The organism is Companilactobacillus heilongjiangensis, from assembly GCF_000831645.3.
Classification (GTDB): Bacteria; Bacillota; Bacilli; order Lactobacillales; family Lactobacillaceae; genus Companilactobacillus; species Companilactobacillus heilongjiangensis.
The window spans coordinates 1,144,306-1,169,374 of sequence record NZ_CP012559.1 but is presented as its reverse complement, the minus strand read 5'-3'; the positions used below and the strand labels follow the sequence as shown (position 1 = coordinate 1,169,374).

At 36.8% G+C, this 25,069-nt stretch carries 24 protein-coding genes; 8 read left to right on the top strand and 16 right to left on the bottom strand.

Translation table 11 applies throughout. From position 1 onward, the window contains the following. Positions 1–285: 285 nt before the first annotated feature. The 7 genes from JP39_RS05355 to obgE form a co-directional block, all read right to left on the bottom strand. Entirely contained in the window at positions 286–1,020 is a 735-nt protein-coding gene (locus JP39_RS05355; protein ID WP_041499892.1) for a hypothetical protein, read from the bottom strand. A 63-nt stretch (positions 1,021–1,083) separates the two neighbouring features. Beyond that, positions 1,084–1,266, bottom strand: coding sequence for a 50S ribosomal protein L32 (gene rpmF, locus JP39_RS05350; RefSeq protein ID WP_041499893.1), 183 nt, complete (start codon positions 1,264–1,266; stop codon positions 1,084–1,086). Between the two features lie 87 nt (positions 1,267–1,353). Further along, positions 1,354–1,668, bottom strand: a complete 315-nt coding sequence (locus tag JP39_RS05345; protein ID WP_041499895.1) for a lipopolysaccharide assembly protein LapA domain-containing protein — start codon at positions 1,666–1,668, stop codon at positions 1,354–1,356. A 12-nt stretch (positions 1,669–1,680) separates the two neighbouring features. Beyond that, positions 1,681–2,478 carry an SDR family NAD(P)-dependent oxidoreductase gene (locus tag JP39_RS05340; RefSeq protein WP_041499897.1) on the bottom strand — a complete coding sequence of 266 codons (798 nt, stop codon included), beginning with the start codon at positions 2,476–2,478 and terminating at the stop codon, positions 1,681–1,683. A 14-nt stretch (positions 2,479–2,492) separates the two neighbouring features. Then, a complete protein-coding gene (gene rnz, locus JP39_RS05335; RefSeq protein WP_041499899.1) occupies positions 2,493–3,419 on the bottom strand; it encodes a ribonuclease Z in 927 nt (308 codons plus the stop codon). A gap of 13 nt (positions 3,420–3,432) precedes the next feature. Next, complete coding sequence (locus JP39_RS05330; protein WP_041499900.1) at positions 3,433–5,361, bottom strand: acyltransferase family protein; 1,929 nt, start codon at positions 5,359–5,361, stop codon at positions 3,433–3,435. Between the two features lie 14 nt (positions 5,362–5,375). Then, positions 5,376–6,650, bottom strand: a complete 1,275-nt coding sequence (gene obgE / locus JP39_RS05325) for a GTPase ObgE (protein ID WP_041499901.1) — start codon at positions 6,648–6,650, stop codon at positions 5,376–5,378. Positions 6,651–6,851: 201 nt separating this feature from the next. Here obgE and JP39_RS05320 point away from each other — a divergent pair, with 201 nt between their 5' ends. The 5 genes from JP39_RS05320 to JP39_RS05300 all read left to right on the top strand — a co-directional run bounded on the left by JP39_RS05320 (position 6,852) and on the right by JP39_RS05300 (position 12,979). Beyond that, complete coding sequence (locus tag JP39_RS05320) at positions 6,852–7,604, top strand: DeoR/GlpR family DNA-binding transcription regulator (RefSeq protein ID WP_041499903.1); 753 nt, start codon at positions 6,852–6,854, stop codon at positions 7,602–7,604. After that, positions 7,605–8,525, top strand: a complete 921-nt coding sequence (pfkB, locus tag JP39_RS05315) for a 1-phosphofructokinase (protein ID WP_041499905.1) — start codon at positions 7,605–7,607, stop codon at positions 8,523–8,525. An 18-nt stretch (positions 8,526–8,543) separates the two neighbouring features. Beyond that, the gene (locus JP39_RS05310) at positions 8,544–10,487 is read left to right on the top strand and encodes a PTS fructose transporter subunit IIABC (protein ID WP_041499907.1); all 1,944 of its coding nucleotides are present in this window, start codon (positions 8,544–8,546) and stop codon (positions 10,485–10,487) included. Between the two features lie 675 nt (positions 10,488–11,162). Beyond that, the gene (locus JP39_RS05305; RefSeq protein ID WP_041499909.1) at positions 11,163–11,675 is read left to right on the top strand and encodes a hypothetical protein; all 513 of its coding nucleotides are present in this window, start codon (positions 11,163–11,165) and stop codon (positions 11,673–11,675) included. Next, complete coding sequence (locus JP39_RS05300; RefSeq protein ID WP_371851543.1) at positions 11,669–12,979, top strand: glycosyltransferase family 2 protein; 1,311 nt, start codon at positions 11,669–11,671, stop codon at positions 12,977–12,979. The genes JP39_RS05305 and JP39_RS05300 overlap by 7 nt, the downstream gene beginning before the upstream one ends. Before the next feature lie 120 nt (positions 12,980–13,099). On the opposite strand, the gene JP39_RS05295 is transcribed toward JP39_RS05300, so the two are convergent. Continuing rightward, the gene (locus JP39_RS05295; RefSeq protein WP_041499911.1) at positions 13,100–13,534 is read right to left on the bottom strand and encodes a hypothetical protein; all 435 of its coding nucleotides are present in this window, start codon (positions 13,532–13,534) and stop codon (positions 13,100–13,102) included. Between the two features lie 389 nt (positions 13,535–13,923). Between JP39_RS05295 and JP39_RS05290 the strand changes: the two genes are divergently transcribed. Further along, positions 13,924–15,120: an MFS transporter gene (locus JP39_RS05290; protein WP_041499913.1), complete on the top strand. Its 1,197-nt coding sequence runs from the start codon at positions 13,924–13,926 to the stop codon at positions 15,118–15,120. A gap of 206 nt (positions 15,121–15,326) precedes the next feature. Here JP39_RS05290 and JP39_RS05285 read toward each other — a convergent pair whose 3' ends face one another. Then, positions 15,327–15,896, bottom strand: a complete 570-nt coding sequence (locus JP39_RS05285; protein ID WP_041499915.1) for an LOG family protein — start codon at positions 15,894–15,896, stop codon at positions 15,327–15,329. Between the two features lie 367 nt (positions 15,897–16,263). After that, positions 16,264–16,782: a hypothetical protein gene (locus tag JP39_RS05280; protein ID WP_041499916.1), complete on the bottom strand. Its 519-nt coding sequence runs from the start codon at positions 16,780–16,782 to the stop codon at positions 16,264–16,266. Positions 16,783–17,009: 227 nt separating this feature from the next. Between JP39_RS05280 and JP39_RS05275 the strand changes: the two genes are divergently transcribed. After that, on the top strand, positions 17,010–17,405 hold the full coding sequence (locus JP39_RS05275; protein ID WP_041499918.1) for a type II toxin-antitoxin system HicB family antitoxin: 396 nt from the start codon (positions 17,010–17,012) through the stop codon (positions 17,403–17,405). An 87-nt stretch (positions 17,406–17,492) separates the two neighbouring features. Here the strand turns inward: JP39_RS05275 and JP39_RS05270 are convergent, their stop codons facing one another. From JP39_RS05270 to uvrC, 3 genes are all read right to left on the bottom strand, one after another. Next, positions 17,493–18,860 carry a PTS glucitol transporter subunit IIA gene (locus tag JP39_RS05270; protein ID WP_041499919.1) on the bottom strand — a complete coding sequence of 456 codons (1,368 nt, stop codon included), beginning with the start codon at positions 18,858–18,860 and terminating at the stop codon, positions 17,493–17,495. Positions 18,861–18,974: 114 nt separating this feature from the next. Continuing rightward, the gene (gene map / locus JP39_RS05265) at positions 18,975–19,814 is read right to left on the bottom strand and encodes a type I methionyl aminopeptidase (RefSeq protein ID WP_041499920.1); all 840 of its coding nucleotides are present in this window, start codon (positions 19,812–19,814) and stop codon (positions 18,975–18,977) included. A gap of 18 nt (positions 19,815–19,832) precedes the next feature. Further along, complete coding sequence (gene uvrC, locus JP39_RS05260; protein ID WP_041499921.1) at positions 19,833–21,650, bottom strand: excinuclease ABC subunit UvrC; 1,818 nt, start codon at positions 21,648–21,650, stop codon at positions 19,833–19,835. Between the two features lie 789 nt (positions 21,651–22,439). Here uvrC and JP39_RS12670 point away from each other — a divergent pair. Continuing rightward, positions 22,440–22,592, top strand: coding sequence for an SPJ_0845 family protein (locus JP39_RS12670; RefSeq protein ID WP_164480478.1), 153 nt, complete (start codon positions 22,440–22,442; stop codon positions 22,590–22,592). A 134-nt stretch (positions 22,593–22,726) separates the two neighbouring features. On the opposite strand, the gene JP39_RS05255 is transcribed toward JP39_RS12670, so the two are convergent. The 3 genes from JP39_RS05255 to JP39_RS05245 all read right to left on the bottom strand — a co-directional run bounded on the left by JP39_RS05255 (position 22,727) and on the right by JP39_RS05245 (position 24,793). Next, entirely contained in the window at positions 22,727–23,323 is a 597-nt protein-coding gene (locus tag JP39_RS05255; RefSeq protein ID WP_041499922.1) for a TMEM175 family protein, read from the bottom strand. A gap of 101 nt (positions 23,324–23,424) precedes the next feature. Next, positions 23,425–23,877: a hypothetical protein gene (locus tag JP39_RS05250; protein ID WP_169751873.1), complete on the bottom strand. Its 453-nt coding sequence runs from the start codon at positions 23,875–23,877 to the stop codon at positions 23,425–23,427. 211 nt (positions 23,878–24,088) lie between these two features. Next, positions 24,089–24,793, bottom strand: coding sequence for an MgtC/SapB family protein (locus JP39_RS05245; RefSeq protein ID WP_041499924.1), 705 nt, complete (start codon positions 24,791–24,793; stop codon positions 24,089–24,091). Positions 24,794–25,069 lie beyond the last annotated feature (276 nt).

Genomic DNA, 25,069 nt, shown 5'->3' with positions numbered 1-25,069 from the left:
CTCCAGCAAAATTAAAAAATTGCTGAAGCTCTTTTTGTTTTAATATTTAAATTTTAAGTCGAATGAATCTAACTAAATATTAATTATTCAATAACACTAGTCGGAAGAGCTGAGAGTATTCACCAGCAGTGGAAGTGGCGTTATGGCTTTAGCCATTACACCACCGACGTATTTTGAGATTTGCGGTTTTTGCAAAGCTCAAAATCGAGATTCGAGACCGAACTATGGCTCGAATCGGTCGCACAGCAGGCGAAATACTCTCAGCTCTGGAGACGGCATCCCCAGCTAATACTTAGTAACATAAAGATAAAATTCTTTCATAGATAAATTGATGTTGAAGTTAACACCATTAGAAGTAATTTGTTTCATCGAAGTCTTAGTAGAATTCTTGCTGGCATTCTTTGTTTGCTTACCGAAGTCTTTCAAAACTTGCTTACCATCGGCACCAAGCAATTTCGATGTAATCATCAAATCAGTTGCCATATTCTTTTGACCAGTCTTTGATTTCAAATCCTTGTAAGTGAACTTCGTTGCAATACCCATCAATTGATTGTCTTGAACGTTGTAATACCACTCAGTTCCGTCACTCTTCTTGTGCGTGAATATCCCGTTTTTTGTGATCAATTGCAATTGATCTGTGGGTTGTCCCATTGATAATAACGTATAGTTATATGTCTGAGCAAAAGTCAGGTAGCTCTCTAGTGCCTTGGCTTTCTTCACTTTAACTAATTTAGTCTCAACCTTATCGCCATTTGTTGCTTTAATGCGAACATTTTGGTCCTTAGTTGAAACAGGTACAGAAATAGCAAAATGACCACCATCGACTGAAACCTTTTGAGTCTTGCCATTAACCGTATAAGTTAACTTGTCATAGTTCTTAGCTTGACCTTTAACTACAGCAACTAATCCGTCAGCGCTGTACTCTTTTTTGGTTGTCGAAAGGTTCATTTTGGAACAGCCAGTTAGTAACAAAAAGAATAGCGGAATAACCATCAATAATACGTACTTTAATTTCTTCATTATCATCGTTACTCCATCTATTTAATATATTAAAAAAAAGCCAAGTTTAACTTGACTTTCTCATTAAGCTTCTTTGCTATCGTCGATAACTTTTTCACCCTTGTACATACCTGATGGTGAAACATGGTGACTTAAACGATATTCACCTGAAGCAACGTCGAATTGCATGTTTGGTGTACTTAACTTAAGATGTGCGCGTCTTGAACGCTTTCTTTGTTTTGATGTTTTTCTCTTTGGAACAGCCATATTTAAAAACTCCTTTTATTTATTAACTCAATCAAATCTAACGTTTAATATAATACTATCATAAAAACGTTTGAGCAAGCAAATTTACTATTTTGTTTGCTTTTTTACATTATTTTCTTTTAATGCATCAGCAATTTGGTTGTCGTTTGAAACTTTAACTTTGGAAATTTGTTTCTTAGCATGACGATTTAAGTCATCATCTTTCTTCTTGCCTGTCGTTGCTAGAAGCATCGTAATAACGGCACCTAACAACAACGTAACGATGATCAAGATAATCAATGGTAACTTAACTCTGGTAAAGCCAAAGCTGACCGTCACTGGATTAACATTCAAAACGGCAAAGATTACGACGATTAAAGTAATAACTAAGCCAATTACGAATCTTGATTGTTTACCCTTCATGTGAATCCTCCCCTATTTGCGATTGCCCAGTGTTGAAGCAAAGTAATCCCCAAGACTTGGAGCAACCTTATAAAGTACTGCTGCCAATTCCATGTAACGTGGACGATTGATTTCACGCTTTGAACGACCAAACGTATTAACAATTTCCCAAGCCAACTTATCAGGATCAAGAACGAAATATTTTACTGAATCAAGATAGTTGCCTGAATGATCGGCGACATTGAAGAAATTCGTGTCTACAGGGCCTGGATTGACCGTTGTAACATAAACACCCATAGGCTTCAATTCCAGCCTTAGACCGTCTGAAAAGGCGATTACAGCCGCTTTAGTTGCCGCATAAGCAGCAGACTTAGGTGTTGTCATCTTTCCAGCCATTGAACCGATGTTAATAATATGTCCACGACCATTCTCAATCATACCTGATGCAACCAATCGTGTCATCAACATTAGTCCTAAAACATTCACACGGAACATCTTTTCAACTTTGTCAAAATCGGTATCCAAGTAATTTGAAAAGTCCCCAAAACCAGCGGCATTGACTAATACGTCGATATCATCACTAATATCAGCAATTTTGTCAACTGCATCACTGATTTGATTTGCATCGCTCATATCAACTGAAAGGTATTCATGGTGGGCACTCTCAGCACCGACACGAATACATTCATTCTTAACTTGCAACAACTTGTCTTCATTTCTGGCAATTAAAATCAAGTTGGCGCCACATTTAGCAGCGTTAACAGCAACGTCCTTACCGATACCTGAAGATGCACCAGTAACAACAACTGTTTGATTCAATAAATTAGTCATATTCATCCTCTTTTCTATTTAAAAGGTACCTCATACAAATCAAAATCACTAGCTACACGAGTGTTCTTAAAGATTTTTTGAGCTTCCTTTTGTAAGATCAAAGCACCTCTACCAGTATATCTGGCAGAAATATGTGTCAAAATCAAACCTTTAGCATGGCTTCTTTTAGCAAGTTCGGCTGCTTGAGTGGCTGTGGAATGATAATAGTTGTAGGCCAACTTCTTTTCATCGTTAGAAAATGTCGACTCATGCACAATAACATCAGCATCTTTCGACAATTCATCGATTTCCGGAGTATAGCGCGTGTCAGAAATAATTGTAACGATTTTACTTGGTTTGTCGGGTCCGATGAAATCTTTCCCATCTAAAACAGTTCCATCGTCTAATGTCACAACTTTACCAGCCTTCAATTGACCAAAAATTGGTCCATTTGGAATGTGGTATTCCTGTAACTTATCAACTAATAACTCACCAACACGTGGCTTTTCGACCACTCGATAACCAAAACAAGTAATCCGATGTTTCAACTTGCCGGCGTAAACGCTAAAAGTCTTGTCATTGAAAATTTCGCCTTCATTTTTCAATTCGATATATTTAATTTGATAGCTCAATCTACTGCCAGTTACCTTCAAGGACGTCTGAACGTATTCTTTAATACCCACTGGTCCATAAATCTCCAATGGAGCTTCACCGCCTTGATTGGCACGACTAGCTAATAAACCTGGCAAACCAAAAATATGATCGCCATGCAAATGAGAGATAAAGATTTTAGTTATTTTACGAGGCTTGATTGCTGTTTTTAATATTTGATGTTGTGTCGCTTCGCCGACGTCAAAGAGCCAAACTTCATTGCGCTCATCAAGCATTTTTAACGCAGTGCTCGAAACGTTGCGGCTCTTTGATGGAACTCCGGCACCAGTTCCTAAAAATTCTAATTCCATAAAAAAATCCTATCTATTTTTTGTCTAATGATTTCAAAATTTCTTTTGTGACAAACGAAGTATAGTACATCGATCCGTCTGGATTTGGATGTACATTATCATCATAGAACCAGTCTGTGTGACCTTGTGAGTATCCATTCCAGTCAATCACAGTCAAATTCTTATACTTAGCTGTTGCTTGAGATAAGACTCCATTAACAGTCTTTTCCCAAGGTCTTGTTGGTACGTGAACATTAATCCAGTAAACATGACGTTTAGGACCAACTAATTGCATAATTTGACCAACTTGATCCATATTGAATGGTCCGTTAGTACCTAGACCAATCAAGACATTAGATGCTAGAACGCCTTGACTCTTGTAATTTTGCAAAAGATCAAGACTGGCACCCATCTGACGACTAACCGCAGCATCAATGATAACTTTCTTGTCATCGAACAACTTCAAGAAGTTATCGGAACCATCAGCCATAACTGAATCACCGACAGCAGTCAAAGGAACATCCTTTAAACGTTGCAAGTCAATCTGACTCAAACCATACTTTTCAAATTCAGTATTGATTGGGTGACTCTTAGCAGCTTTCTTGTAACGAGCATAATCAGCATCTGACATCTTGCCAGTTACGTTCTTTTGCTTGTCCTTAGCCTTCTTCAAGTTTGCAATTGCTTTAGCTTTCTTAGCCTTAGTAGCCTTTTCATTCTTAGTAATCTTATTAGCTAGTTGACTGTGGTTGACGTTAGGCTTTGGTGCACTAACAGCTTTAACGACACCGTATGAACCAGTTAAACAGATCACAGCGATTACTAATGCCAAAACACGTTGAACGGCAGTTGATGAACGGAAGAACTTCTTAACATCACTCCATTTAGCGTGAGCCAATGGTTGTTCGACGAATCTGAATGAAAATTCAGTTACTAAGACAATCAAGATAACCTCAATCACAGGATAAAGGATTGGATGATCAGCAATGTTTCTGAACTTTGATTCGAAGAAAATCATTACAGGAAATTGATACAAGTAAAGCCCATAACTTCTCGTACCGACATAATGGAAAACTCGGTTTGATAAAACGCCGTTCCAGAATGAATCTGGATGTGCAACAACTCCGATAAAGATACATGTCGTGATTGAGAAGATAAACATCCCACCACGATACAAGAATGGATCTGAATCCTTAATTGTAAAGATCATTAGTAGCATCAAAGCAAATGACAGCAAACCAACTAAATTAAGTTTTAATTTGTCATTCTTCTTCAAGCCACTCTTCAACTTCTCAGCTGGCCAAATCAAAGCTAGACCACAACCAAGTAAAATTGAGAATAATCTTGTATCTGTACCATAATAAATTCTACTTGGATCAACACCCGGCTTGAACAAAATAGCCATCCAGATTGCTGAAGCAATTGAAAGAATCATTGAGAATCCAAAGATACGACTCTTTTTAACACCATATTTGGCAAATAGAATTAACAAAATTGGCCAAATAATATAGAACTGACCTTCAATAGACAAAGTCCATAAATGTGTAAATGGTGATTCATTATTAGCGAATCTTTCAAAATATGATTGACCGTTAAAAATTTGCCACCAGTTATAAACATTCAAGACATTTGTTACGAAAATCTGGTCTAAATGGTACAACAGCCCCTTTAAAAACATCACGATATATGCCCCAGATGCTAATAACACAAAAAGCATCCCGGGATATAATCGCTTAACTCTTTTAATGTAAAAATTACTTAACGAGAATGAACCACCATAATCAACAGTATTAAAAAAATGATCTGTGATTAAGTAACCCGATATAAGGAAGAAAATTGGAACCCCCAAATATCCGCCGGAAAAAACATTGGGATTCAAGTGATACATAATTACACCAATAACCCCTAAAGTACGTAGTCCATCAAATCCAGTAATAAATCTTCTTTTTGGTGATTTATTCATTTTATCTATTGCCCCTAAATAAATTCAAAAGTGAAATCGAGAATTGTTACTGAATCACCTGACTCAGCTCCTGCATCGATCAATGCATCTTCAATACCCATAGATTTTAGTTTTCTAGCAAACAGCATAATACCATCTTGGTGATCCAAGTTGGTTCTTTGAAGAAGTAATTCAACCTTAGCACCCTTAACAACAAAGTCGTGATCGGCCTCTTTTTCAATCGTAAATGCCTTTTCTTCTGGTTCAAAGTTGTATTCTTTATCTTCGTCAGTTTGAACGTCAAAGTGAATTGGCTCTGCCTTAGATAATACTTCACTCGTGTGATTCATCAACGCTTTCACACCAGTATGTTTAACACTTGAAATTGCGAAAATATCAGCATCTTCTGGCAACTTCTCTTTGAATTCAGCTAGTCGTTCTTCAGAACCAGGAATATCCAACTTAGTTGGTACGATAACCTCGGGACGTGACAAAACGTTCTCATCATAATTTCCTAATTCTTTTCTAATTGCCAAATAATCTTCGTATGGATCACGACCATTGTTAGGATCCATGTCAACTAAGTGCAAGATAACTCGAGTACGTTCAACGTGGCGTAGGAATTGAATACCCAAACCGACACCGTTAGATGCACCCTCAATCAAACCGGGTAAATCGGCAATAACAAAATCACGTCCATCATCTAATCTAACCATTCCTAGGTTAGGTGACAATGTCGTAAAGTGATATGCCGCAATCTTTGGTCGAGCAGATGTAGCAACAGATAATAAGGTAGATTTACCAACAGATGGAAAACCAACCAATCCAACATCAGCAATCAACTTCAACTCAAGCTTGATAAATTTCTCTTGTCCAGGCTCACCATTTTCGGCAACTTCTGGAGCTTGATTTCTGGAATTAGCAAAGTGAATGTTTCCACGTCCACCGTTACCACCCTTGGCAACTACTAATTCTTGGTTGTTTTCAGTCAAGTCGCCAATTAAACGACCGCTTTCTTCATCATATACTGAAGTTCCCGTAGGAACTTTAATATAAACGGGATCTGCTTTATGTCCGTACATCCCCTTGATCTGACCATTTTGACCTGGTTCAGCCTTAAAAATTCTCTTGTATCTAAAGTCCATTAAAGTATTCATACCTTCATTAGCCTTTAAGATGATATCGCCACCGCGACCACCATCACCGCCGGAAGGTCCACCGAGTGGAGTATATTTTTCGTGACGGAAGGCTACAGCCCCGTCGCCACCCTTTCCGGATCTAACGGTGATTTTAACGTTATCTACAAACATTAAAATCCCCCTTTCTAAACTATAATTATCATTTCTAAATTTTAGCACAAAAACAGACTTCATAATACTTTGAACTGATATTGATTGTCCAGTCTTTTATAAAAGAATCGATATTCTCTGACCGTTTTTGACTGTTTTTGAAAATTTATGATTGATTTTGAATGAATATGGATGTATTATATCACTTGTGAGGTGATGTAAGTGCTTACCGAAGAAAGACAACAAATTATTTTAGATCAATTAAAATTACATAATATTGTCAAACTCCACGACTTAATTCCATTAACTGGTGCTTCAGAATCCACCTTGCGCCGTGATCTCCAAGATTTAGAGAATTGTCATAAACTTCTAAGAATTCACGGTGGTGCTCAAAACGTTATTTCTTTACATGAAGAACCCGCACTTTCTCAAAAAGCTGCCGTTCATATTAATGAAAAGAAAATGATTGGCCAAACAGCTGCAGGACTTGTTCGAAACCATGAAGTCATCTTCCTTGATTCAGGGACAACGATTCAATTCATGATTCCTTATTTAATAGAACATAACGATCTGTTAGTTATTACCAACAGCGTTGACAATGCTTCGATGCTGGCCGATTACAACGTGAACACATTTCTTCCTGGGGGGAGATTAAAGTCATCTACTAAAGCTTTGGTTGGAGCAAATATCATCCAAACTTTAGAGAATTACCATTTTGATCGTGCATTTCTAGGAACTAACGGCTTTTCAGTTGATGCTGGTTACACAACGCCAGATCCTGAAGAAGCAGCCATAAAGAGCCTAGCAATCGCACAATCAAATCAGGCTTATGTCTTATCTGATAGTTCTAAGTTTTCGCAAGTCAGTTTTAGCCGTTTTGCGACTTTAGCTGAAGTACCATTGATTACTAACAAGTTGTCGGAAAAAGAAACAAGCATTTTAAACAAGTATACAAAGATAACGGAGGCTATTTAGTTGATTTATACAATTACAGTCAACCCTTCAATTGATTATGTTTTGCAATTGAAGCAATTAAATACTGGCGAAGTTAACCGTACATCAAGCGATGTTAAACTTCCTGGTGGTAAAGGTATCAACGTTTCCAGAATTCTCAAAGCTTTGAAGATTGATTCAACTGCTTTAGGATTTGTCGGTGGTGCTACTGGTTCAATGTTTGAAGAATTGCTTTCACAACACGAACTAAAAACTTCTTTTACTAAAGTTAAAGAAGACACTCGTATCAACGTTAAGATTAATGCCGTTGAACAAAATGAGGAAACTGAGATCAACGGTGCTGGTCCAATGATCAGTGACGATGAGAGACAAGCTTTCATGAACAACCTTAACGGTATCGGTGCGGGTGACATTGTTATCATGGCCGGAAGCCTTTGCAAAAATCTTGACGCAAAATTCTATTTAGATATTGCTAAAACGATTCAAAAGCAAGGCGCTGAATTTATCATCGATACAACTGGTCAAGCTTTACTAGATACTTTGCCATTGCACCCACTAGTTGTTAAACCTAATCACCACGAGTTAGCTGACTTATTCAATGTCAAACTTAATAGCGAACAAGAGATTGTTACTTATGCTCGTAAACTGTTGGACAAAGGTGCTAAACACGTCCTTGTCTCAATGGCTGGTGACGGCGCCCTACTTGTTACTAAGGACACAGCATACAAAGCCAACGCTCCTAAAGGAACTGTTATCAATTCCGTTGGTGCTGGGGATTCAATGATCGCCGGTTTTGCTGGAACATTCATGGAAACAAAAGATCCAATCGAAAGCTTCCATATGGGTGCTGCTTGTGGATCAGCTACAGCCTTCAGTCAAGATATTGCCGTAAAGACAAAGATTGACGAAGTTTATCAAGATATTTCTATTACAGAGCTCTAATCGAGGGGGACTTTTAAAATGGACTTGAAACAATTGCTATTAAAAGACGCCATGATCATGGACTTGAAAGCTACTACTAAAGAGGATGCCATTGAAGAAATGGTAGACAAGTACTATCAAGTTGGTGTGATCGACGATAAAGATTTATATAAAGCTGATATTTTAAAACGTGAAGCACAAACAAGTACTGGTATCGGTGATGGAATTGCTATGCCACATGCTCGTGACAAAGCCGTTAAGCGTGCTACCGTACTATTTGCTAAAAGTGCCAAGGGTATCGATTATCAATCATTAGACGGCCAACCAGCCTACCTATTCTTTATGATTGCTGCTCCAGACGGTGCCGATAACCTTCACTTACAAGCTTTAGCCGCATTATCATCATTATTAATTAATCCTGAACTTGTTAAGAACTTAAAGGCTGCCAAGACAGCTGATGAAGTTCAAACATTATTCGATGATGCTATGCAAGCAAAAGAAGCTAAAGACAAGGCTGATGAAGCTAAGCAAAAAGCTAAAGAAGCCGAAGCCGCAAAAGCTGACCAAAATGGTGAACACAAACCTTACGTTGTTGCCGTTACTGCTTGCCCTACTGGTATTGCCCACACATACATGGCTGAAGCCGCTTTGAAGGAACAAGCTGAAAAGATGGGTATCGACATCAAGGTTGAAACTAACGGTTCCGAAGGTGTTAAGCACAAGCTTACTGCTAGTGAAATCAACCGTGCCGATGGTGTTATCATCGCTGCCGATAAGAAAGTTGATATGCCAAGATTCGATGGCAAACATTTAGTTAACCGTCCCGTTAGTGATGGTATCAACAAAGCTGAAGAATTAATCAATTTAGCTGCTGAACAAAAAGCTCCAGTCTTCCATGCTGAAGGTGGCGCTGTCGCTGATGAAGATGATACAGAAGAAAAGAAGTCACTTTGGTCAAGAATTTACGCCGATTTAATGAATGGTATTTCTAATATGCTTCCATTCGTTGTTGGTGGTGGTATTTTAATGGCTATCTCCTTCCTATTGGAAAACTCTGTTGGTGCACATTCACAATGGTTCTTGTTCTTCAATAACGTTGGTAACTATGCTTTCAGTTTCTTGATCCCTGTTTTAGCCGCATACATTGCCGTTTCAATTGGTGATCGTCCTGCCCTATTACCTGGTTTCGTTGGTGGTTACATGGCATCTCAAGCTACAGCTTCAGTTGTCAGTTCTAAGAGTCCTGCCGGATTTATCGGTGGTCTACTTGCCGGTTTCATTGCCGGATGGGTTATCGTCTTACTTAAGAAATGGCTCAAGAACTTGCCACAATCTTTAGCTGGTCTAAAGACTATCTTGATTTACCCAGTCCTAGGTCTACTCCTAACTGGTGCAATCATGTACTTCATCGTTGACCCTGTCTTTGCCGTTGTTAACGCTGCAATTACTCACTTCCTAGAATCGATGGGTACTGGTAACGCCGTTATCTTAGGTACCTTGCTTGGTGGTATGATGTCAATCGATATGGGTGGTCCTTTCAACAAGGCTGCTTACACATTTGCTATTGGTACATTTACAGCTACACAAGATGGTGCTTTAATGGCTGCTGTTATGGTTGGTGGTATGATTCCACCTCTAGCAATTGCCATTGCAACAACATTCTGGAAAGATAAGTTTACAGAACAAGAAAGACAAGCCGGTCTTTCAAACTACATTTTAGGTTTATCATTTATCACTGAAGGTGCAATTCCATTTGCTGCCGGAGATCCATTACACGTTATCGTATCAAGTGTTATCGGTTCTGCCATCGGTGGTGGTTTAACACAATTATGGAGTGTTAATGTTCCTGCTCCTCACGGTGGTATCTTCGTTACACCACTTGCTAACAAACCATTGCTTTACTTACTAGCCGTTCTTATTGGTTCAGTAATCGCCGGTGTTATCTATGGTGTTTGGAAACCTGCTAAGAAACAACGTAATTAATATTTAAATTTAGAACAGAAAATACTTGTAATCCAATTTTGGATCGCAAGTATTTTTTTGTTTTAAAAGGACTCTAGAACGTTTTGTTTCGATTCATTTTTCTTGCAAACGGTAACTAAATGTTTACTATTAGTGGCAATCAAAGGGCGCTATATCAACGTTTCTAACACTTTTAAAAAGAAATAGTTAAATATTGATTATAAATATATGTGTATTTTAAAAGCTGTCATATCCATACAAAATCATTTGACATTCAGTTTAAACATAAATTTATCGCCCCGAGATTTTTAGAAAAAATTATTTAATTAATATATGTGGGCTGGTTAGATATTCCGTCTACAGAGCCGGGAAATATTCACAAGCTGTGCGGAACGGTCCGAGCTAAAGTACGGTCTCGAACCTCGGCACACAAATATTTCCCAGCTCTTCCGACTAATTGATTGTTAGTGATTAGACGTTAAGTTATTCAACTACACCTATTATTCAAATCATATTAGACGATGAAATATTTGTAATAGATTATCAACTAGTACCATGCGTAATTAACATCTAAAGGTTGAACGATAAAAATTTGATTTAATCCTTGCTCTAACAATCTAAACGGAATACCTTCCAACCCTTAGTTAAAATCTCTAAATACTCCTAAAAGTGAGTATAAAGTTACGGGTGATAAAAATGAGATCAAGAAAAAATATCGATTCTATGCAAAATTACATCCATGACGCTTTTTTTGAACGAGGTCATTGGCTATTAAAAATCAGACAAACATTAGTTACCGTTTTATCATGGATAATCATGGTCATCCCGATTTATTGGACCTTATCCATGACTGTGTTCGTTAGTGATAATTTGAAAGGACAACCCTGGTCGACTCCGGAAGGAAAAGACCTATTCAATTTCTTTGGTCATTTCTTGACTAATGCCTTTATCGTCCTAGCAATTATAACCGTTTCATTTACTTTATATAACAACTACTACACCAAAAATCATGTTAAAAGACACGCTATTTACAATGAGAAAAAACTCTTCGCACGTCGTGAAGCTATCAAGGATTTTTATACTTTAAAATTTGGAGACCGTTATTATCGTCGTAATGACATCAGATACTACATCATTACCCCTGAAAATAACTTTGAAATTAAAACTATCGACAAAATTTACAGCAAATTCGAGGATGCCAAATTATGATTAAAACTGGGATTTCCACCTTCGATGCCGTAGCTAACTTCTTTCTCTTAATGTTAATTGCGTATCCAATTTTGGGATCATTCTGCTGGTTAATAGGAACAATTTGTTACCAGTTCCTTTACGCCCACAGAATTACCAAGTACAAACGAATCGACAAGAGTATGCAGCCTTTTGTCACAATCATGATTCCAGCGCACAATGAGGAAGTTATGATTGCCGATACCATAAATTATTTGATGACTGAGTTGAATTACTCTAATTATGAAGTTCTGGTGGTTGACGATGGTTCAACTGACGATACCCCCATGATTCTTCACGGATTGATGACTCAATATTCCAATTTGAAAGTTATCCGAATCGAGAAGAATCAAGGTAAAGCTCATGCCTTTAACATTGGTATTGCCTTTACCAAAGGTGAATTTATCTTAAGTAATGATGCCGACTCCTTACCTGAACCAGATGCAATTTGGAAATACATGAACTACTTCAATACTTCCGATGGACAAAATATTGCGGCTGTTACTGCCAATATGGACGTGCAAAACCGTGATACCATCATTTCCAAATCACAAACTGTCGAGTTTTCCAGTATCGTGGGTATTATCAAACGTAGTCAAGTTGGGGTTTTCGGCAATATGTATGCATACAGTGGTGCCAATACCATGTATCGTCGTGACGCCTTGATTGATGTCGGTTTGTTCAGACAAGATCGGGCAACTGAAGATATCAGTATCGCTTGGGACCACCAAACTAGCGGGTGGTCAACTGTCTTTGCTCCAAATATTCTTTTCTACATGAATGTACCGGACAACTTGAAGAGCCTTTACAATCAAAGAAAACGTTGGGCCAAGGGTGGCACTGAAGTTTGGTTAACAAATTTTTGGAAAATTGTCCTACATCCCTTTAGGTATACTAGACAAATTGCCTTTATAATTGACCAAACATTCAGTATCACTTGGTCGTTCTTCTACTTTATCAGCTTGATTTTATTTATTGGATCAGTGCTTAGTTTCTTATTTACGGGTGATTTCCGGCAAGTGATTTTCCTATTCGCTATGTCATTTGTCTTCATCACATTTGAAATGTTGGCTGGAATTATCCAACTGGGGGCTGCCTTATTGGTAGATGAAGAGGGTAAAAAATTTAAATATCTCATATTTATGCCGTTTTACTCCCTAGTCTATTGGCAAGTTAACGCCTTTTCAGTTGTGACAACGTTTATTCCTGCTGTTAGAACAATTATGGGACATGGTTCAGGAACTTGGGTCAGCCCTAAACGTCATAAGAATATTAAAAGCAATTAGTGTTTTTCTTCGATAAACATCAAAAGAGCCAGCAATCTAAAAAAGATTACTGACTCTATTTGTTTTGGTTATTAATTTCTTATTCAAATTGCTAAAGGATTTGGTCATCTAATCCTTAAATCACAACATGTTCTGCTCATCCCGAGTATAACTAAAATAAAGATCCAACATAATCGACTTATCCTTTGTCGAAATATCATTCAAAGTTTGAACTGCTGTAGCAACCATCAAATCGTCATCTAACCCTTCTTCAGATTGAAAGTACTCTTCTTGAATACCGATTGATTCGTCGAACCACTCACCAATTCTAATCACAAATTTATAAAAATCATTGTCATGATTCTTATTTAAATAATCAATCTGCAGATTGTTGAATAAATCTGTTAATGCGATAACTTCCGAATACTTCAAGTTATTGACAAAACTAGTTACATCCTTAGCTGTTCTAGCCTCGTTCAGTAACTTTACACTGATTCCTGTGGCCTGATGAATCTCTTCAGTTGTAACGGACTTATCTTTCAATAACTCAGTTGCACGATCAATAACAGTTAACATAGTAACTACCTCGCTTTTCGTAAAGCTATACTTAGTTGCTATTCATATTCTAAAACAAAAACTCTTTTATTGTCGCCTATTAGCCCTAGTTTTACGTTAATTTTGCGTAAAGAATCCTTTACATTGTGTATTGGCTTTATCTTTTAAAACACATTAGTTAGGGGGCTGCTTATTAGCATAACGTCCGTGGTCCATTACCCCTTTTTTAGAACTCATGATACTAAAAACTAACTGATTATTAAAAAAAACACAATTAATTATTTCAAAAATAAGAATGTAATTCAAATTTACCTGAATTATAAGTATTTTTACATTAAATTTACAAGAAATTTATATTGCTCGGCTATTATTAATAGCTAGGGATAAATTAAATATGTCAGAGGATTATTATGCAGGAAAATTGGAAAAAAAACTTTTGGATTTTATGGTTTGGCAATTTTATAACTGATATGGGTAATGCAATGACATTGCCTTTTATTGTGCTATTTATTGACACACTAGGTGATTTTAATAAAGTTGAGTTAAATTTATTAGGTGCAGCAGCCTTTTCACTGACATATTTGAGTAAAGCCATCGTTTCCCCACTATGGGGTCGTTTGGCCGATCTTAAAGGGCGTAAATTGATGTGTTTACGTGCATCTGGAGTAATGACACTTACAATTTTTATGGTGGGATTGTCACCTAACGTTTGGTTTTTACTATTCTTTCGCATTCTTCAAGGAGCCTTCTCAGGTTATATCAATAATGCTAATGCTTTGATGTCTGTTTCAGCACCAAAAAAGATTCAGGGACACGTGATGAGTAAGCTAGTTACTGGTAGTATTTCCGGATCTCTAATTGGTCCATTGATTGGAGGACTTCTAGCAACTTGGTTTGGTTACCGTGGAGCTTTTTTTGTGACTAGTTTTTTGACGGCAATTGTATTTTTAACAACATGGTTAGGTGTTAAAGAGGAATTCAACCCGATTACAAGACAAGAATTACAACCAGCATTACCGTTAATGAAAAAAATTGGCTGGCCTTTCTTTGTTGCAATATTTGGGTCAATATTAGCGGTTAAAGCAACAGCCAATGCAATTACACCCATGTTGAGTTTGATGGTCAGAGAACTTGATCCCAGTAGTCAGAACACGGTAATTATGATTGGATTCGTTGCAGCTGCTCCAGGTTTTGCGACAATTTTATTTGCGGGAATCGTTGGATCAATGATTGATCGATTAGGCGCTCTAAAAAACATGATTATTTTTTTAACCTCAGCCATTATTTGTTTAGTTTTAACTAGTTTGGTACAAAATATTTGGCAATTGCTTATTTTCAGATTTATTTTGGGAATATCTGATGCAGCTTTGATTCCTTCAATACAAATTTTAACTGTACGAAATGTGCCAAAATCTATTTTTGGACGTGTTTTCAGTTATAATCAATCAGCGCATGCACTTGGAAATTTCTTAGGACCAATGTTGGCAGCTTGGATTGCAATTGGATTTGGATATAAAAATATTTTCCTATTCTCTGCTTTATTAGAATTATTGTCTTTAGAATCGTGGCTATATTATTTGAATCAACGAAAAGCGGCACAAACATAAGCAAATGTTAAAATTTCTTTTCAGGTCATAAGAACTTCATGAATATCAGCTATAACTTAGAATCACCCAATATATTCATAGAAATAGGCCAATACCTTTTTATCACTAAGCGACAAGGTGTTGGCTTATTAATTTTTCACTTCTTGAATTTAAAAGAAACTCCGAAATAAATAATTCTAAAAATACTAAAAACAAAAATCCCTGAACTACTTAGAATACTTACGAATCATAGGTGGAACGTAGCTGCCCATAAATTGATAAATATCATCCAACGAATCAGAGAAGAACAACTTTTCTCTGTCAGCTTTCGTCAAGAAACCTTTATCTGTCATACTGTCAAACATTAACTTCAATGGATCAAAATACCCATCGACATTGTACAGAACACATGGATTATCATTGTCACCTAGCCGCGCCCAAGAAAATGCTTCGATTATTTCTTCCAAAGTACCAGGACCACCAGGTAACGCAATACATCCATCGGAAAGTTCTAACATTTGCTGCTTACGAATCGACATATTCTCTACTATCTTCAAGTCAGTTAATTCTTCGAATGCTGCCCCACGATCAACTAATTCTTGTGGCATGATTCCATATACCTCACCATTTTTAGAAATAACCTCTTGTGCTAGGGCACCCATCAATCCGACTCCACCTCCGCCGTATACCAAGCCAAGATTGTTTTCTACAAGCCAATCGGCTAATTTAACAGTTGACTCTTTGTAAATATCATCATTTCCAATTGATGCTCCGCAATACACTGCAATCCGTTTCATTATTCTCCCCTTATTCTTTTAAAAACAACTTTAACATATTTGTATCGCTTAAAATTACGAGCTTTTTTGTATTAAATATTAATCAGATTATTTCAAACTAAAACAGGTTATACATAGAAAATCAAATAATTATCTATCCATAAGGTACAATGATTTTTATTTCGCCGAAAAAATCTAACAATCTTTTTTGATTTGTATCATTATAACGATGCTTAATTTTATTAACATCAATTTATAATAAAAAGATCACATCGTTTGATGTGATCTTTACCGTATCACCTATTCGTTTGTAGATACCTAATTAAAAATATCAGTACCCTTGCCAACCGTGCTACCGGTTAACGAATCAGTCTCATTTTCTATCAAATTATTCTTTCATCTGAATCCATTGATTACCACCAACTTGGTAATAGCTTGGCTCATCAGGAAAACTCATAAACGTTCCAACTAACCAATTACCTGCTGGTAAAGTCTGATTGGTTTTTTCCATCCTATACGAATTAGCATTGAAGCTGAAAATCGGATAAGCACGATATGTTTCCATAGCATAAGCTGTATCTTCCTTATTAACATATACCACATCGCTATTCTTAACCCATTCATTCGTTGCAACTCGGCTATAGCCAGTGACTGTATCAACACTATCGGCCGTCTGATCAGTATACCAATCACTATTAGCTGACAATGCTCGATCAGTTACAGTTGAAAAATTATATTTTGGATCCCCTAGACCGCCAGATACTTGTTCTCCTTTAGCAAATAAACTAGTTACTTTTAAAGTATGAACATATCTGTGGCTTGCGGCTTGAACATTTGCTGTGTTGAAACTTCCTACTGACATCACAACTAGTGCAGACACAAACATCATTTTTACGAACTTTTTCATATTAGTACGCTCCCCTATTATTTATGCAAATTGTATCATCACTCAACTTAAGTAAACAATACAAATTTTGAATCACTTTTGATTGTCGAGAAAATCATCATCATCTTTTGACATGCTGTAGTAGGTTATCAACCAACACCATGCGTATTTAAATGAATTTATTGATATGTATTAATACACGTGTTTATACGTGCTAAGATTATTAAGTAATAAGGAAAGGAGGAAATATGATGAAAGTAATTTATCCCATTGTTATAACTAAAACTGATGATTCAACTACTCCATATTTTGTTAGCATTCCAGATATTAACGGTTTGACTCAAGGAACTACCATTGATGATTCAATCGAAATGGCTCGCGACTTTATTGGATTAAAAGTAATGGACTTACAAGACTCTAATAAACTAGTTCCAGCATCTAATTACACAATACCTAAATCTAACAAGAATGACGTGGTCACTCTTGTTGACGTTGACATTGATAGTTATCGAAAGAAACACGATACTAAACTAATCAAAAAAACTTTAACCATACCCAACTATCTAAACGTGCTTGGTAAAGAAAAGGGAGTTAATTTCTCTGAAGTTCTAACTGATGCCCTTAAATCTAAACTAAACGCATAAAGGGCCACGACATATAATCGTAGCCCTTTTTTCTCAAGTGTAATTGTCTTTTAATTTTCCTGCAGAACATCCTCCACGGATGCTTTTTTAATTTTTCGATTCAGCAATATAAGACTTGTTACGTTGTTTCATCTTTCTTTGATACCAATAGAACAATAATAAGTAAGCTGCTAAGGCAACAACAGTCATACCAATGAACTTAACATCCCCACTAGAAGACTTACCAATCATAATCGCCAACAACTGTTCAATTGGTCCTTCTTTAGTAGCGGAACCGATTAACCCAATATTGTTATTATTCGTTAACAAAATATTTTTAAACATTGAAGTAATAAATGGTGCCGTCAAAGTTGCTGACCAGAGAAAAATCGGAATTTCGACGATTCCAATCACAATCATACGCATGACTTTTCCACGTGTAATTACTAACAATGATGGTGTAATACCCATGGCAATCAAGCCACCCAAAGGAATAATACGATTACCTGGCAACAAGAACGCTTCAATAATTAAGCATGGTGCCAAAATGTTAGCCACTGACCACACTTCTGGTCTGCTAGATAGAAAAGCCCAATCCAAGCCAATGAATTTTACGTCAGTTCCAGCTTTTTTGTTCAATTTATCAGTAATCACTTGGATAATTGGATCAAGCGATGACGTCAGCCATGAACCAATAACGTTGAATAATTCTAAAAATGCACCCAATAAAAAAGCTAATCCTAGTGTATCTTTTGCATTGATTCGACCCATCAAGCCAATCAAGATTCCTAAGAAGAAACCTGTCGCAAATTTAGAACTCCAAAAACCAACTGCTTTATTCAATTTAGCGGAATCAAAATTAATTTTATCAATACCTGGAATTATTAATGTACAAATATCATTCAACAACATGACGATTGGATTCATCAAATAATTCATATGTGTCGAAGTCATCGGACTATTTTGATCCTTCATCAGATCATTAAAAGTTGGCTTCATCAAATCAGAATTAATGAATTTCAAAATTCCTAAACCGATGACGAATACCAAGCTGACAACAATATTGGCACCCATATAGACTGCCAATAGACCGACAAAGGACAAGTGCCAAATATCGAAGACATCAATATCCAGTGTTTGCGTCCAATGTTTTCGTAACAGAATTAAATTAACAATCATCATTACAAATAACACTAAAAGATTATAAGCCGAACTCCACGTAATAATCGCCGCTGGGGTCCACCCGAGATCAATAATATTTAATTTTAACGATGTTTGCTTGACTAATTTGCCAATATCAACATTGTAAGTTTGCATCAATAGAACTACTAACGAAGCTGTTGCCATAATGGCAATTAAAAATTTAACAACGCTCTCGACTATCTTGGTTGTCTTCAGCTTACCGATAACCATCAAAACCACAAAAATTAAACAAACTACCACTAAACCATTGGCATAAGTGAAAAAACTATTCAAAGTGAATCCCCCCAATTGAAAGCTGTACTAATTAATATTTATTATCTCACGAAAAAAGGTATTAGAAATGAAGTTTTAATCAACTTCATTTCTAATACCTCTTTTAATTACAATTTATTTATCTTGTTTGTGTTCTTTTAGATAATCTTGTGCCCACTTCATATACTTAGCATCTTCAGCAGCATCTTGTGATGTCAAAATCTCAGGACCATTTTCTGTAATAGCTAATGTATGTTCATATTGAGCTGACCATGAACCATCGGCACTGGCATAGTAAATCCAATCATCGTTAGGGTCCTTTAGTGAACGGTCAACGATTTCCCAAGTACCTTCGTTAATCATTGGTTCAATAGTAATTGTCATACCATTCTTCAAACGTAAACCTTTACCAGGTTCACCATAGTGCAATACGTCGGGTTCCTCATGCATTGTAGGTCCAATTCCGTGTCCACAAAGATCACGAACGTCACCATAACCATGTTCATCTTCTGTATAGTGTTGGATAGCATAACCGATATCGCCTAAACGATTGCCTTCAATACTTTGAGCAATTCCTAAATAAAGTGACTTCTTAGTAACTTCCATCAAGTCAGATGTTTCTTGACTAACAGAACCAACGCCGTAGCTCCAGCAAGAATCACTTTCATAACCCTTGTAGTTAACAGTCATATCAACTTTAACAACGTCGCCTTCCTTGAGAATCAAATCTTTTCTAGGTGTACCATGGGCAACTTCGTCATTAACGTCGATACATGTAGCGTACTTGTAGCCTTCGAAACCCTTTTCAGAAGGAGTAGCACCGTGACTAACAATATAGTCATTGGCAAATTCTTCAATTGAATATGCAGAAATTCCCGGTTTGATCATGTCGCGTAATCCCAAATGGACACCAGCCAAAATCTTACCAGATTCACGCATTCCTTCAATTTCTCGTTCTGATTTTAATGTAATCATATAATAAATATCCCCCAACTATCCTTTATGGTATTTTTTATGAAAATCGGTGCTTGCTAATGTAATTTTAATAGTCTGTGCTGTTGTCTTCGGAATCCCAATATCCGTCAACTGTTCAATGCTGGCCTCTTTCATCTTCTTAACTGAACCAAATTTCTTCAACAACTTAGTTCTAGTTTTAGGACCAACCCCTTGAATGTTATCCAATTGCGATGATAAAGCATTCTTACTTCTCGTCTTACGATGAAATGTAATAGCAAAACGGTGAACTTCATCTTGAATTCTTTGTAGTAGATAGAAGCCTTGACTCTTTCGATCTAACACAACTTCGGTTCCATCCTCGCCAGCAATCAAGTGTGATGTATTATGGTGATCATCTTTGACCATACCTGCAACTGGAATGTCGATTCCAAGTTCATTATTCAAGACATCGATAACAGCACGCAATTCAATGATACCACCATCCATCAAAATTAAATCTGGCAATGGATCTTTTTCTTTAATCAAACGCGAATAACGTCGATAAATTACTTCTCGCGTATTGGCAGCTTCATCAGCACCCGATTGATGCTCAACTTCACCTTTAATCTTGTACTTACGATAGCCACTCTTTTCCGGACGACCATCTTTAAACATAATCATTGCTGAAACTGGACTGGTTCCTTGAATATGCGAGTGGTCAAATGATTCAATAACGTGACCATATGGCAAATCCAATGCCTCAAAAATCTGCTTCTGAGCACCATAAGTTTGACGATTATCTAGTTCCATCAAACGAAACTTCTCTTGCAGAACTAACTTGGAATTCTCAGCCGCCATGTCCATCAAATCCTTCTTTTGACCACGTTGTGGTGTTCGGAAAGGAATATTCAAAACTTGTGAGAGTGTTTTCTTATCCAAATTATCAGGTACTAAGATTTCTTTCGGCATAACTTGATTACGACGATTATAAAATTGCAGAATAAATGTCGATAATTCCTCTTCGGGACTATTGATGCAAGCGAAAACTTTCTTTTCACGTTTCATCAATCGAGCTTGTCTAATGAAGAAGATTTGAATTGAAATCCAACCCTTTTCAACATAGTAATTAAAAATATCTCGTGGCGTACTATCATTTGAAATAATCTTCTGCTTTTCAACCGTTGTTTCGATATATTTTATTTGGTCACGCAACTCAGCAGCACGTTCAAATTCCATCGAATCGGATGCTTTTCCCATTCGATCCTCAAGTTGATGCTTAATTTCACCGACATTACCGCCTAAGAAACGTTTAATCTTTTCAATCTGCTCATCATACTGCTCCTTAGGAACTGTCTGGAAACAGGCTCCCAAGCACTGTCCCATATGATAATACAGACAAGGTCGGCCAAGATTTCCCTGACAGCGACGTAATGGATAGACTTTCTGTAAAAAGTTCAGTGTATTAGACGCAGCCCAGACGTTTGGGTAAGGTCCGAAGTAATAGGCACCATCTTTTTTGACCAAACCAGTAATTTCCATTTTAGGATCACGTTCGTTGGTAATCTTAATATAGGGATAACCAGTTCCACGTTTCAACTTGATATTGTAATATGGCTGGTGTTTTTGAATTAGAGTAATTTCCAACAAAAAAGCTTCCTTATCGTTGGAAGTAATGATGGTTTCAAAATCGCGAATTTCTGAGACTAGACGGGCAGTTTTACCTTCATGCGAACTCTTGAAATATGAACGAACTCGATTTTTTAAATTTTTGGCCTTGCCGACGTAGATAATCTTAGAGTTGATATCTTTCATCAGATAACAACCCGGACGTGGTGGCAATAGACTTAATTTATGTTCCAAGTATTCAGTTGCCAAAGCAAACCCTCCCTCAAAATACCTTTAGACTCATTTAATCTTAATTTAAACAATTTAATTGTCAACTAAAATGCAACCATATGTTCTATTATACAATTATTATGATAATAGTTTAAGGGTTTGCCGTCTCCAGGGATTAGAACATTGTACCCGCTCTGCGGACCAGTCCGAGCCACAGTACGGTCTCGAACCTCGGTTTGAAGCCTTACCAAAGTTCGGTAAGTCTCCAAACTCGCCCGGTGGTGTAATGGCTAAAGCCATAACGCCACATCTACAGCGGGTACAATGTTCTAATCCCTTCCGACTAATTTATATCTATATATATGCAATCTATCGAGCAATTTCATTAATTAAATACAGAAAACGATCTGAATTGAAATTTATTGCTTTAATTCTTATACTAATTTGCGTACTAATTAAACTTCCTATCATCTTTAAATATCCTATTCCAGATATTTCGAAGATAAGAAAATGAGAGCTGTATCCAAATGCTTAAAAATTTCAGTATACATAATACATAGTCGTAAGAGCTGAGAAATATTTGTGGGCAGTGAAAGTGATATAAGGACGCTAGTTCTTATATCACCGGGCGACTTTTGAGACGTGGGTTTCGGCTCAAAATCGAGGTTCGAGACCGCTCTTTGGCTCGGGCCGTTCTGGAGACGGCATACTTTAATACCCCCTACACTTCTAAAATAGTTTAAAATAATAGGACAAAAAATTGTCTTTTGTGCTTAAAGGTTCTATAATGTAGTTAAATATAAAGATAACTGAAAGGGGCTGATACCGATGGGCCTAACAGTGAAACGTGAAAGCAATTTTGGCAGTTTATTTGATAAATTTGCCTCTCTTCCCGATGATGTAAAAGAAAACGTAAAACGCGTAGATTCTGCAGATAAGAAATCTTCGAAAGATCAAAAGAATCTTAAAGATAAAAAATAAGCTTCTCTTGTTTAATGTCACTTCTCGTAAGTGAATGAATGCCATTTATTTTTACTATTTCTTTAGTTAAGAACCCTTTTGATAAATGCGAAAGGTCTAAGACTTTTGTCTTAGACCTTTTTTTGCATCCTATTTTAAAATAGTTTGTCGCTATCTTCATTAAAGTTACCACCAACAAATAATACTTGAAAAGCGATTAATAACATTTGTAACGCTGGCATATAGATTAAAATTAACACCCAAATAACAATTTCTGCTCCTACGAATTTCCAGCTCATAAAAGCTCGATATATTTTCATATCTCGAATACTTTGGGAAACTTTATCATAACCTGCACGTTCATTCTCTTTAGCTATTGTGTACGTCAATACAGTGTATGCGAATGACCAAGCAAAATAAACGATAGCATAAAATATCTCAGGTCCCTGAGCATTCAAATCACGTCCTACCCAAGCAGTTGCCACTGGAATAAATGATGTAGTAAACATCCAAAAATTGTTAGTCCAGAATACCTTGCGTGTAATTACTTTTGCCTTACTGAACATGTAATGATGATTGTACCAAGCAATCCCGATAAACAACCAGCCAACCGCATACGAAATCATATACGGAACTTGTGGCAAAATGGCCGACAGTTTTGACGATTCTGGAGTTTTAAACTCTAGAATCATAATGGTTAAAATAATCGCAATAATAGCGTCAGTAAAAGCCTCAACTCTTGATTTATTCATAATTTTCTCCCCTTTTAGCAAGAAAATTATATCAATAAATCAGAATTGAGGCTTTTCTAAAATCGTAATAAATCTTTATACATTTTGCAATTTCAACAATATTAAATTGCACCATATCTTTCGCCACGATTGATTTTTGTTTGAATGAAATCAGCAGCAATTACAGGCAATTGAACGTCACGACCTTTGTCATTGAGATAACTATCGGTCGCTAGAACTCGTCCATAAAACTTAATTGGATCGTTTTCTTGAACATTAACATTGCCACGTTCAAAATCTGACAATTTATACTTCAATTTAATTGTTCTTGATGCATCATTCCCATCTAATGCAACAAGAATAAATTTGCGGTCCATATCCAGATCTTTTATATGTCCACGTTGATAAATCTTTGTTCCATAATACAAACTCGTATTGGAATATAAGTTATCAAACGACACATAGGCATAATTTTTACGCTCTTTGCCGAATTCAGAGACAGTTTTTTGCTTCGACTTGTCCATTAAATTGATCTTGGTTTCTTGAATACTTCCCGCAATTTTCCCCTTGGGCATAATCAAATAGACCGTTGCCAAAATGAAAGCACATAAAAAAGCGATAAAGAGTCTGGTCGGTAAATTTCTTATCATTTAATTCCCCCAATAATTCAAAGATAGCAAAGGTCTAGACTAATTACAATCAGTTTAGACCATTTAAATATTTAAGTATCTTTTTATAAACGAACCAATAAAAAATACTCCTAAACTCTAATTTAGGAATATTTTTTTAAACATTTATCGTCTCTACTTTAATAATATTATCATTCATTGACAATCCTTCAACTATATCGACATAATCCAAGCTCTTGCCAAAGTCGATTGAATAGACATTGGTATAAACTTTCTCACTATCTCGTCGAGTCACGCTGAAACGAACGCCTTCTACGGTAATATCATTTTTCTTAAAATAATCATCAATAAATTTCTTTGTATCAACCTTGTGCAGATATTCAATTTTTAACTTCCGCACCGGACTGATACGAATTATCTTCTTTAAAAATCCTAACACTGCATACACCACCAAAAATCCTGCGATTGCGATAATATAGTCACCCATACCGACCGCTAATCCGAGACAGGCAACGACCCACAAACTGGCAGCCGTCGTCAACCCTCTGATTGAATGATGTTCAACAATAATCGTTCCTGCACCTAGAAAACCTATCCCACTGACAACTTGAGCAATCAAACGAGCATCATCAGCTCGCACGACTCCCTTTAATTGTGGATACTGTCTGGCAATATCTAAGGCATTAAAACCGATATTTTGTTGTATCATTGCGATGATACAGGCACCTAAACATACTAAGACATGCGTTCTCAATCCAGCTGGTCGGTGTTTATAGGCACGATCGATACCAATAATACCGGCAAACAGAACTGACAACAGCAGTCTAATTACTACTGTAAGAACACTTAATTGACTCTGCAAATAACCCCTCCAATGTTCTTGTTCATAAAGGTTTTTGCCGCATCCCTCTTTAAGCAATACAGACGCTATGGGGACCGGCGCGAGCCAAGGTCTCGCGCCTCGCTTTGAAGCTTCGCAAAGTACGCGAATCTCCAAAGTCGCCCCGTGGTGTAATGGCTAAAGCCATAACGCCACCTCCACAGCTGTCTATATTGCTTAAAGAGGGATGCTATTGTATTGAAAAATACAACTAAATCTTCCACGAATATTGTTTCATTAAAAGATTTAGATTTCTCA

What these genes read in the sequence shown, in the direction of transcription:
- JP39_RS05290 (WP_041499913.1), top strand. Translation starts at nt 13,924, where the DNA reads ATGCAGGAAAATTGGAAAAAAAACTTTTGGATTTTATGGTTTGGCAAT.
- JP39_RS05285 (WP_041499915.1), bottom strand. Translation starts at nt 15,896, where the DNA reads ATGAAACGGATTGCAGTGTATTGCGGAGCATCAATTGGAAATGATGAT.
- JP39_RS05305 (WP_041499909.1), top strand. Translation starts at nt 11,163, where the DNA reads ATGAGATCAAGAAAAAATATCGATTCTATGCAAAATTACATCCATGAC.
- map (WP_041499920.1), bottom strand. Translation starts at nt 19,814, where the DNA reads ATGATTACATTAAAATCAGAACGAGAAATTGAAGGAATGCGTGAATCT.
- JP39_RS05255 (WP_041499922.1), bottom strand. Translation starts at nt 23,323, where the DNA reads ATGAATAAATCAAGAGTTGAGGCTTTTACTGACGCTATTATTGCGATT.
- JP39_RS12670 (WP_164480478.1), top strand. Translation starts at nt 22,440, where the DNA reads ATGGGCCTAACAGTGAAACGTGAAAGCAATTTTGGCAGTTTATTTGAT.
- rpmF (WP_041499893.1), bottom strand. Translation starts at nt 1,266, where the DNA reads ATGGCTGTTCCAAAGAGAAAAACATCAAAACAAAGAAAGCGTTCAAGA.
- JP39_RS05295 (WP_041499911.1), bottom strand. Translation starts at nt 13,534, where the DNA reads ATGTTAACTGTTATTGATCGTGCAACTGAGTTATTGAAAGATAAGTCC.
- rnz (WP_041499899.1), bottom strand. Translation starts at nt 3,419, where the DNA reads ATGGAATTAGAATTTTTAGGAACTGGTGCCGGAGTTCCATCAAAGAGC.
- JP39_RS05250 (WP_169751873.1), bottom strand. Translation starts at nt 23,877, where the DNA reads ATGCCCAAGGGGAAAATTGCGGGAAGTATTCAAGAAACCAAGATCAAT.
- JP39_RS05340 (WP_041499897.1), bottom strand. Translation starts at nt 2,478, where the DNA reads ATGACTAATTTATTGAATCAAACAGTTGTTGTTACTGGTGCATCTTCA.
- JP39_RS05280 (WP_041499916.1), bottom strand. Translation starts at nt 16,782, where the DNA reads ATGAAAAAGTTCGTAAAAATGATGTTTGTGTCTGCACTAGTTGTGATG.
- JP39_RS05275 (WP_041499918.1), top strand. Translation starts at nt 17,010, where the DNA reads ATGATGAAAGTAATTTATCCCATTGTTATAACTAAAACTGATGATTCA.
- JP39_RS05345 (WP_041499895.1), bottom strand. Translation starts at nt 1,668, where the DNA reads ATGAAGGGTAAACAATCAAGATTCGTAATTGGCTTAGTTATTACTTTA.
- JP39_RS05355 (WP_041499892.1), bottom strand. Translation starts at nt 1,020, where the DNA reads ATGAAGAAATTAAAGTACGTATTATTGATGGTTATTCCGCTATTCTTT.
- JP39_RS05330 (WP_041499900.1), bottom strand. Translation starts at nt 5,361, where the DNA reads ATGAATAAATCACCAAAAAGAAGATTTATTACTGGATTTGATGGACTA.
- JP39_RS05310 (WP_041499907.1), top strand. Translation starts at nt 8,544, where the DNA reads ATGGACTTGAAACAATTGCTATTAAAAGACGCCATGATCATGGACTTG.
- obgE (WP_041499901.1), bottom strand. Translation starts at nt 6,650, where the DNA reads ATGTTTGTAGATAACGTTAAAATCACCGTTAGATCCGGAAAGGGTGGC.